Source organism: Nitratidesulfovibrio liaohensis (assembly GCF_011682075.1).
GTDB lineage: Bacteria > Desulfobacterota > Desulfovibrionia > Desulfovibrionales > Desulfovibrionaceae > Cupidesulfovibrio > Cupidesulfovibrio liaohensis.
In genome coordinates this window covers 1-1,799 of record NZ_VSMK01000488.1, presented here as the reverse complement: position 1 = coordinate 1,799, position 1,799 = coordinate 1, and the positions used below count along the sequence as shown (strand labels likewise).

2 protein-coding genes and 1 pseudogene are annotated in these 1,799 nt (G+C 62.1%); all 3 read right to left on the bottom strand.

The features are described 5' to 3' along the window. The coding region (locus FVW27_RS14700) for a UxaA family hydrolase (RefSeq protein ID WP_167126492.1) at positions 1–310 on the bottom strand (310 nt) is incomplete at its 3' end. 4 nt (positions 311–314) lie between these two features. After that, the gene (locus FVW27_RS14695; protein WP_167126489.1) at positions 315–599 is read right to left on the bottom strand and encodes a UxaA family hydrolase; all 285 of its coding nucleotides are present in this window, start codon (positions 597–599) and stop codon (positions 315–317) included. A gap of 964 nt (positions 600–1,563) precedes the next feature. Beyond that, positions 1,564–1,799: pseudogene (locus FVW27_RS14690) on the bottom strand (UxaA family hydrolase); the annotation flags it as partial.

Below are 1,799 nucleotides of genomic sequence, written 5' to 3'. Positions count from 1 at the left end.
CCGGCTTGCCGGTCTTGGCGATGCCTTCCACGATGCGGTTGGTCCACTGCGGTTCGATGCCGATGACCACCACGGCGGCCACGTTGGGGTTGCTGCCCACGCCGATCAGGGTGCGGAAGTGCAGCTCAAGGTCTTCACCGAACTGCAGGCGGCCATACGGGTGCGGCAGGGCCATGGTGCCCTTGACGTTGTTGGCCACCGCTTCCGAAGCGGCGTTGGAAAGGTCGTCCAGGGGCAGGATGACCACGTGGTTGCGCACGCCCACGCGGCCATTTTCGCGGCGGTAGCCGAGGAAGGTATTAGCAGTCATTGTACTACCACCTCTTGGTCTTGACGTTGTGAACATGCAGGTGCTCGCCCTGCTTGATGGGGGCGATGACCTTGCCGATGTCGGTACCGTACTTGATCACGGTATCGCCCACGGACAGGGCCTTCAGGGCCAGCTTGTGGCCGATGGGAATATCGTTGAGCACCTTGAAGGTGATGGTCCGGTCTTCGGCCATCACCCAGCCGGTCAGGTCCTGACCGGCCTTGACGCCTTCAACAACCACGACGCCGACGGAATCGCCGTCTTCGTGCACCAGAAATTGGATCGACATGGAGTTCCTCCTTGGGGAGCGTTGTTGAGGCATGTGTATGATGTCTTATGTAAGACTGTCAACGCGAAACTTGAGCTTTTTTGCCCAAGCCTTCTCGGCATTTCGGCAACACACTGCCACAACTTATCTTTTTTGATTATCCCGGGAATCCTGCCGTATGCTTTCACGCCTGTCGCGACCGGTCTGTTACGGCAACATGGCGATATTCCAGTCTCTGCCCCCCGTATTTGAGCGCTCAGTGAAATAAAGCACGAGGGCTGTCGTCATCTGACAGTATTGTTTGCTTATTCAATCAACACAGCCCTCTTGCAATGCTTGGACACGCAAAAGCACCCGGCGACGCATGTTCTGTGCGTTTTGTGTCATGCCCTTTCGGCGTGAGCAATCACACACCTCCCCCCCCCCCCCCCGACGGTCTTGCGTGCGCCCCTGCCCGGCCTGCCCTTCCCCCCGGCTGAGCTCGCCCGGCGGCCCGTGCGTCAGCCTGTCCGCCTGCCTGGACACCAGATTTGCCAAATCGCCAGACCAGACGAGCCATCGCACGACACGCCGTCCAAAAGCATGACGCGGGCCCCCTGGGGGACCCGCGTTTGCACAATCCGGGCGGCGCCGCACACGCGCCAAAAACGTGGAGGATGAAGGCGAATGAACCGAAGAGGCAGGAATCCCCGCGCCGTAACGACACGGTCCCGAATCCGTGCGTCAGGCGCCGCGAGGCATAAGAGGGCCACGAGGCCCGGGAGACACGGTGCGCTGTCGTACGCGCGGGAGAAAGGCTGCGGCACGCGCGCGATTCATGCCCGATCATCCCCGATCTGGCTCGATCAGGGCGGGCGGGCCGGGCATGCGCTCCTCCGCGTGAACCTGCAGTCATATGCCGAGGAACACCGGGCTCGCACACGTGCCGCAGAATATGCCCCCTTGCGGCGAAGTGCGCCGCAAGGGGGACCGAAGCGCCTGGGGACTAGGCGCTTTCGTACAGACGGGTAAGGACGAACTCGCGGTGGCCCAACACTTCGGCGGCGGTGTTACGGCCGTTGGCGGTGCGGATGGCCATTTCCACCAGCTTGTCTCCGGCGCCGTCCATGGTCAGTTCCTTGCGCAGGATGCCCGACACGTCCACGTCGATGTGTTCGCTCATGGTGCGCACGGTGCGCGGGTTGGCGCACAGCTTCACCACCGGAAGGATGGGGTTGCCGA

Coding starts and splice junctions, on each gene's coding strand:
- FVW27_RS14695 (WP_167126489.1), bottom strand. CDS start 599: ATGTCGATCCAATTTCTGGTGCACGAAGACGGCGATTCCGTCGGCGTC.